The 235-nt window shown below is 64.7% G+C and carries 1 protein-coding gene; it reads right to left on the bottom strand.

Annotated elements, in window-relative coordinates; all coding sequences use genetic code 11:
- The coding region (locus SB679_RS26350) for an aldo/keto reductase (RefSeq protein WP_410705387.1) at positions 1-235 on the bottom strand (235 nt) is incomplete at both ends.

Genomic DNA, 235 nt, shown 5'->3' with positions numbered 1-235 from the left:
ATCCTCATCGCTGAGATCGAACGTGACGCTGTCGCGGTTCTCGGCGGCGCGCTCGGCGCTCGATGTCTTGGGGATGGCGATGACGCCGTCGCGTTCCAGCACGAAGGCAAGCGCGATCTGCGCCGTTGTCGCCTGATTGGCCTTGGCGATACGGATCAGCCCCGGATTGTGCAGGATGCGCCCCTGCTCGATCGGCGAATAGGCCATGACGCGGACGCCGTGTTTCTGGCACCAG

This window comes from Chryseobacterium sp. SIMBA_029 (assembly GCF_046535275.1).
Classification (GTDB): Bacteria; Bacteroidota; Bacteroidia; order Flavobacteriales; family Weeksellaceae; genus Chryseobacterium.
The sequence above is the reverse complement of the archived record's forward strand: the minus strand, read 5'-3'. Positions and strand labels throughout refer to the sequence as shown.